We start from the raw sequence: 7,127 nt of genomic DNA on the forward strand, positions 1-7,127 counted from the left end.
GACAAGTGATTCACGTAATAACATCAGGACGTTCGCGCCCAAGGTAATGTTTTATGTTTAACCATTTAAGCATTGCTTGTTGTAAAGGTTGAAGAACAATTTGCGGATCTTGTGTCTGTTTGCGTGGATCACTTTCATACTGCTCAAAATAAAGTCGTAAAGTAGATCCTGTTGTTCCTGTCCCAGAAAGGCGCACCACGAACCGTGCGCCATTCTCAAACAAAATACGCATTCCTTGCTGTTTTTTGATCTTCTGATCAACAGGGTCACAATAAAGAAAATCATCTGAGTTTGTGACTGTTAGTCCTGCAATTTTAGTCCCGGCCTTTGGCAACTGCGCGTGCAATTGTTCCAAAATGGCATATGCCTGATGCGTTTCCACCTCTTCATAATCATAACGTGAAGTATAAAAGCGCCCATAAATACGCCAATGCTGTTGGACAATTTGTGCCACTGTTTTCCCTGTTACAGCCAAAAGATTTAACCAAAATAATACAGCCCATAAACCGTCTTTTTCACGAATATGGTTAGACCCCGTGCTAAAGCTCTCTTCACCACAAAAAGTCACTTGTCCAGTATCTAAAAGCGGTGCAAAAAATTTCCACCCTGTTGGTGTTTCAAAACAGTTCAATCCTTGTTTTTTAGCAACCAAATCTGCTGCACGTCCTGTCGGCATGGAGCGTGCAATCCCTGTAATACCTTGCTTATAACCTTTAATGAGGTGCGCATGCGCAGCCATAATAGCCAAGGAATCTGAAGGGCTAACAAATTGTTTACGACCTATTATAAGATTACGATCCCCATCGCCATCAGATGCTGCCCCAAGATCAGGGCTTTGATCAGACATCAATAAATCATAAAGATCTTTGGCATAAACCAGGTTTGGATCAGGATTCCTTCCTCCAAAATCAGGTAACGGTATACCATTAATCACTGTTCCTACAGGAAATTTCAGACATTTTTCAAAAATTTCCCGTGCATAGGGTCCTGTTACTGCATGCATTGCATCAAATCGTAAAGTTAATCCCTTTGCAACCGCCTTGGCAATGCAATCAAAATCAAAAATTTCCTGCATTAAAGCAATATAATCAGCCACAGGATCAATAATCTCAACCCGCATAGATCTTAAGAAAGTTGTTCCTTCCTTTTCTAAATCAATGTCAGGAGATTCAATTGTTTTATAAGAGAAAAGACATCGTGATACAGCAAAAATAGCTTCACACAAAGAATCAGGAGCTGATCCACCATTGGAAATATTATACTTTATACCACAATCTCCACCTGGGCCACCCGGATTATGGCTTGCTGAAAGAATAATCCCACCATCTGCATGATATTTGCGAATGAGATGTGAAACAGCAGGCGTCGATAAAATACCACCTCTTCCTACTTTAACGCAAGCAACACCATGCGCTGCAGCCATTTTCAATACAATCTGAATAAGCGTCTGATTGAAATAGCGTCCATCTCCGCCAAGAATAAAGAGCTTTCCTTCAACAGGACCAATGCAGTTAAAAAGAGACTGAATAAAATTTTCAACATAATGAGATTGTTGAAAAACCGGTACCTTTTTGCGCAAACCAGATGTTCCAAATTTTTGATCATCAAAAGCTTTGGTTAAAACTGTGGTTATGTTCATAAAAGCGCCTTTATATTTTTTGTTTATTAATTTTAAAATGAACATCCGCCAAAGTCGATTATTAATTTTACTTGACGCAAAGGTGAAATATTTGCAAACTCGTCGCAATATGATTGTTTAAAATGTACTCGACAATATGCCTTTAAACAAAAAATAGCTTAAAAATATAATTCTCATAAAAACAGACAGGAGCATAATGATGATGAGAAAAACAGTTCCTAGTGTAATCTTTCGTACACGTGTACGCGATGAATCCGTTGGTGGGGATAACCCTTATCGCTGGCAAGATGTTACAAGCGATACATATTTTAAGGGAAAACGGGTCGTTCTTTTTTCTCTTCCTGGAGCTTTTACTCCTACTTGTTCAACTTTTCAGCTCCCTAATTTTGAAAAACTCTATGATGAATTTAAACAAATTGGCATTGATGAAATTTACTGTCTTTCTGTTAATGACGCTTTTGTTATGAATGCTTGGGGGAAAGAGCAAGGCATTAAAAAAGTAAAATTAATTCCTGATGGTTCAGGTGAGTTCACACGTAAAATGGGAATGCTCGTTGCTAAAGATAATCTTGGTTTTGGAATGCGCTCATGGCGCTATGCGGCTGTTATTAACGATGGTGTTATAGAACAATGGTTTGAAGAAAAAGGTTTTTCAGACAATTGCACAACAGACCCTTATGAAGTTTCTTCACCTGAAAATGTTTTAAAAGCGCTAAAAAGTTAATTTTAAACTAAAATTGCTTCCTTAAACGGTACAAATTACATTTGCAAAGATGAGTTTGTACCGTTTTTATTGGCTTAGAGCTCATGACGCGAAGCTGATAATCTTCATCAATCTTCACATTTATAATCTTAGTATTTTAAGAGCTCAAATTTTTACAGTCTTTGGATTGCTAAAATATCCTGCACTGTTTTGACTAATTGATCTTCATCAACCGTTATTTGTGCTGGTCTGCTTTCGCGCCATGTTTGATTATCTTTAATTTCGTAAGATAACCGTGCTCCTTCAACCAAATCTTTAACTTGTATCTTATTGTCTTGGCGTTCTCGTGACCCTTGTATTACCACACAAGGAGCATGGCGCCGATCTGCATATTTCATCTGCGCTTTAATTCCCGATGCTCCCAAATACAGTTCCGCACGAATACCTGCATTACGCAGCTGCATAACCATTTTTTGATACCGCGCTATGGCTTCGGGTTCTTTATCCATCATCAGTACCACAACTGGACCTATTTCCTCTTTAACGGGTAACTTTCCAAGATTTTGTAAAGCCGATATCAAACGTGATATGCCTATGGAAAAACCTGTTGCTGGAATATTTTCACCACGAAAGCGAGCAACTAACCCATCATAGCGCCCCCCACCACCAACAGAGCCAAAAACAACTTTTTGTCCTTCATCATTGAGAACGTCAAAAAGTAACGCAGCCTCAAAAACCGGTCCTGTATAATAGTCCAACCCACGCACCACCGACGGATCAATTTTGATACGATTTTGATAGCCATTTTCTGTAAAAATGGCTTGCATTTCTTCCAATTCACAGATCCCTTCAAGCCCCTTACCATGATCACCAACCACACTTTTAAGGATATCAATTGTTTCCTCAGCGGTTTTTGCTTCAACAGCAGTTAGAGCCAAAATACGATCAATATCTTGCTCGTTAAGCCCTGCTCCCTTGGTAAAATCACCACTTTCATCTAAACGCCCTTTCCCTAAAAGCAAACGCACCCCTTCAAGACCAAATTTATCAAGCTTATCGATAGCTCTTAAAACCGTTAAACGTTTTTCAGCTTGCTCGTTCTCTCCCAATCCAATTTGCTCTAAAACCGCATCAAGAATTTTTCGGTTATTAAGACGAATAATATAATCATGAGATTGTATCCCCAATTTTTCCAAACTATCAGCTGCCATCATGCAAATCTCTGCATCAGCCGCCACCGTTGGTGTTCCAACAATATCCGCATCAAACTGCATGAATTGTCGAAACCGCCCAGGTCCTGGTTTTTCATTGCGGAACACAAAACCAAGACGATAACTTCGGTAAGGCTTTGGCAGAGTTTCGAAATTCTCTGCAAAATAACGAGCAAGAGGCGCGGTGAGATCATAACGCAAAGACATCCACTGCTCATCATCATCCTGGAGGGAAAAAACACCCGCATTGGGACGATCTGAATCAGGTAAAAATTTTCCAAGAACATCTGTATATTCAAAGATTGGTGTTTCTAGCGCTTCAAAGCCATAAAGCTCATAAACTTCACGAATCTGAGCTATCATTGTTTCAGTTGCATATAGCTGCGCGCTTATACGATCAACAAAACCACGAGGGAGACGGGCTTTGGTTTTTTCTTGTTTTGATGACATGTTTTTCTCTAGCAACGATATGTATTCACGGATGATTTGTATCTATCTTATAGAAAAGCACACTGCAATGGCTTTATAAATTTGAAATGACACAACATATACAAGCTTTTCTTTTGCAAAGACATGCTTAAAACCAGAATCAATAGTAAATCGTGAGCGACTAAAAGCATAATATTTTGCCACAAATTTTGCAAAAAACGTATCAGCTATGTTGTTGTTCCGCTTTAATGTAGTCCCAAGAACGAAAACATACAGTTTTTAATTGCTCCATCGTGTCATATTTCAATATAGCTCTTATAATCGTCCCTAGTAAACAAACTTTACGATAAATCACTTGAAAGTAAGTATTGTAAGCGCAAATACTTTGTAAAAATCGTGGTCTGTCCGATTTATAAGAAAAAATTTATGTAGAACATCATAATACAAATTATAAAAAAAATATCTATTTATGGCTTACCCGTATAAACTGAATAAGAAGTAAATACCTTAAGTATTTTTACTGTATGTTCCATGGCTCTCACTTTATAGCAATGTCAAAAACTCTAAAAAAGAGGAAAAATATTCAATATCTTGTCTATCCAAAATGGATTGCGAAATTATAAAATAAACCGATAATTATTCTATGTTTCGCTACATTAATGCATCAATTTATCTATTTCATAAACAATGTATACAATCTTATACGATAAATTGATTTTATGGCGTGCTACGTATTATTTATAGGAGTTACCTTATATATAAGAGTAGTCAGAAGCTATAATGATACTCTTATTTGGAAACACTATTCTAAGCTTTTTCTTCTTGGAACACTAAATCAAACTGTATTTCTGAAATTATGTACAATTTTATACGTATATTTTATTTGTACAGATAGAGTGGATTGCTATTTCTTTTCATTTTTCAGCTTTATTGCCCCGATCTGCTTGATTTGTCTTAAACAGTGAAGCTAAAATTTAAATTTAAAAAGAAGACTTCTTCAAATAAGGAATAAGCTTCATTTAATGTTTATGTTCATATTTGGAACATAATGGTTGAGGAGGCATTTTATCTCCAGCGTCATTAAAGGGAGATATATAAATGGAAACCCATATTCCAAAAGATACACAGCATAATAATAATCATTTGTTCAATGATAATAATTTCTCAAAAAAAGCACCACCCAAAACAGAATACCCGCTTTTTCACACACCCATTACATGGTCAGCAATTATTGGTGGAGTTGTAACTACATTCGCAATCTCGATTTGCCTGTCTTTTCTAGTTGCCACTTTAGGATTCAATAAAATTGACCTTTATTCTTCTTCCCCCTTTCAAGGAAGTTTTTTATCTATTGGTGTAGGTTCACTTATTGTTACAATTATTAGCCTTGCAAGCGGAGGCTTTGTCGCAGGACGTTTTGCAGAAACATCAGGAGCATTTCACGGATTTTTGACTTGGGCTTTGTTAACGCTTATTATCGCAATTCAAGTCGTTTTTTTAGCTTCGAGCGCAGCCAGCTTAGGCACTAAAGCCGTGATAGAGAGTGGTTCTGCAGTACAGCAAACTATAACAGATGATGTTCTTCCTGTTCTTTCAAAATTGAGTAGCGAGAGCTTTGAAAATTTTGTGTACCAAAAAGACGGTAAGGAAGTGGATTTTAGTAAACTCCAAAGTGAGCTGCGTACATTCCTTAATAAAAGCGATATTCCTGCTTTGGATCCAGACCACTTAAAGCAAGTTTATAATGCAGCTCTCAAAGATATTGGTTCTGCAATAAATGCTTTTAAGAATGATCCTTCTCATTATCGCACATATCTTAAAAATTTAGCTGAACGTCTTTCGGATCGTGTACAATCTATCACAGAAAAGATTGATCGCAATGATATCATCAACGCTTTTATGAACAATGGTATGACGCGCGCAGAAGCAGAAAAAACAACGGATCAAGCGCTTGATGTTTATCAAACAGCACAAACAAAAATCGAACAAGCAATTACTACTTTAGAAAAGCAGATAGATACTTTATCTAAGAAATTAGACAAACTTGCAGAAGATACCCGTGAAACTGCTGATCAAGCTTTGCAAACAGCAACAAACATTAGCTGGTGGTTTTTTTTATGTAGTTTGCTTAGCGGGATAATTTCGAGTATTTTTGGTTATTATGGCTACCGGAGTCGTCACGATACCTTAGTTATTTAGCATTTTAATAGAGTTTCAATTTTTTTATTTTAAGGGAGCTGCACAATTTGTGCGGCTTTTTTTACTGGATATGGAGCAGCATTTTATTATTTAGATATCAGGTTTATGATTTATGCTTTGATCTGTTTTGGTATTTTTGGGTTAAGCATGTATGTTGTATTTGATAAACATCAAGCGCTTGATTCATTTTTTTCTGGTTCAGCACGCGTTATATTCATCATGTTTGCGCTATTTGTTTTCGCTATTATTGTGATTTTATTTGAAGTGTGCCAATTTTATTTTCAGGTCTTTCTTTTTGCAAGCCTCTATAGTTTTTCTATTTTTCAGATTTTATGGATTTTTTTTGTCAGATCGAATAAGTAGATTTTGGTTGCGGGGGCAGGATTTGAACCTGCGGCCTTCAGGTTATGAGCCTGACGAGCTACCGGGCTGCTCCACCCCGCGCCATTAGCCTTAAATTAAGCTTATTATTTACGTTTTAAACGTTTTTTACGAATTTTCGTTTTAGTATGATTTTGTAAGAGAAAGTTCCTATGCACTTAGCAGACCCGGCAGCGACCTACTCTCCCGTGCCTTAAGGCAAAGTACCATTGGCGCTGGAACGTTTCACGGCCGAGTTCGGGATGGGATCGGGTGCGTTCGCTCCGCTATAACCACCGAGTCAGCGAAATACATAGGAACGATGAGAAGCTAATCTAAGACTGCGATATGAAGTAAATGTATATAGGTAATGGGAACGATCAAGCCTATCGAACTATTAGTATCAGTAAGCTTCATGTGTTACCACACTTCCACACCTGACCTATCGACGTGGTAGTCTACCACGGTTCTCAGGGAATACTCGTTTTCAGGTAAGTTTCCCGCTTAGATGCCTTCAGCGGTTATCTCGTCCGTATATAGCTACCCTGCTATGCGGCTGGCGCCACAACAGGTCCACCAGAGATAC

At 37.7% G+C, this 7,127-nt stretch carries 4 protein-coding genes, 1 tRNA gene and 2 rRNA genes (1 of these 7 cut by a window edge); 2 read left to right on the forward strand and 5 right to left on the reverse strand.

Translation table 11 applies throughout. From position 1 onward, the window contains the following. Positions 1-10: 10 nt before the first annotated feature. Complete coding sequence (locus V4P55_RS04545) at positions 11-1,639, reverse strand: alpha-D-glucose phosphate-specific phosphoglucomutase (protein ID WP_455473929.1); 1,629 nt, start codon at positions 1,637-1,639, stop codon at positions 11-13. A 199-nt stretch (positions 1,640-1,838) separates the two neighbouring features. Between V4P55_RS04545 and V4P55_RS04550 the strand changes: the two genes are divergently transcribed. After that, complete coding sequence (locus V4P55_RS04550; protein ID WP_455475043.1) at positions 1,839-2,363, forward strand: redoxin family protein; 525 nt, start codon at positions 1,839-1,841, stop codon at positions 2,361-2,363. A 152-nt stretch (positions 2,364-2,515) separates the two neighbouring features. Here V4P55_RS04550 and hisS read toward each other — a convergent pair whose 3' ends face one another. After that, positions 2,516-4,003 carry a histidine--tRNA ligase gene (gene hisS / locus V4P55_RS04555; RefSeq protein ID WP_455473930.1) on the reverse strand — a complete coding sequence of 496 codons (1,488 nt, stop codon included), beginning with the start codon at positions 4,001-4,003 and terminating at the stop codon, positions 2,516-2,518. Positions 4,004-5,080: 1,077 nt separating this feature from the next. On the opposite strand from hisS, the gene V4P55_RS04560 reads away from it, so the two are divergent. Continuing rightward, positions 5,081-6,181, forward strand: a complete 1,101-nt coding sequence (locus tag V4P55_RS04560; RefSeq protein WP_455473931.1) for a DUF3792 domain-containing protein — start codon at positions 5,081-5,083, stop codon at positions 6,179-6,181. Positions 6,182-6,548: 367 nt separating this feature from the next. On the opposite strand, the gene V4P55_RS04565 is transcribed toward V4P55_RS04560, so the two are convergent. The 3 genes from V4P55_RS04565 to V4P55_RS04575 form a co-directional block, all read right to left on the reverse strand. Beyond that, positions 6,549-6,625: transfer RNA gene (locus tag V4P55_RS04565), tRNA-Met, on the reverse strand. 102 nt (positions 6,626-6,727) lie between these two features. Further along, a 5S ribosomal RNA gene (gene rrf, locus V4P55_RS04570) occupies positions 6,728-6,842 on the reverse strand. Between the two features lie 75 nt (positions 6,843-6,917). Beyond that, positions 6,918-7,127 (reverse strand): 23S ribosomal RNA (locus V4P55_RS04575); it runs 2,601 nt beyond the window's last position.

The sequence above is a fragment of the Bartonella sp. B30(2025) genome (assembly GCF_053793825.1).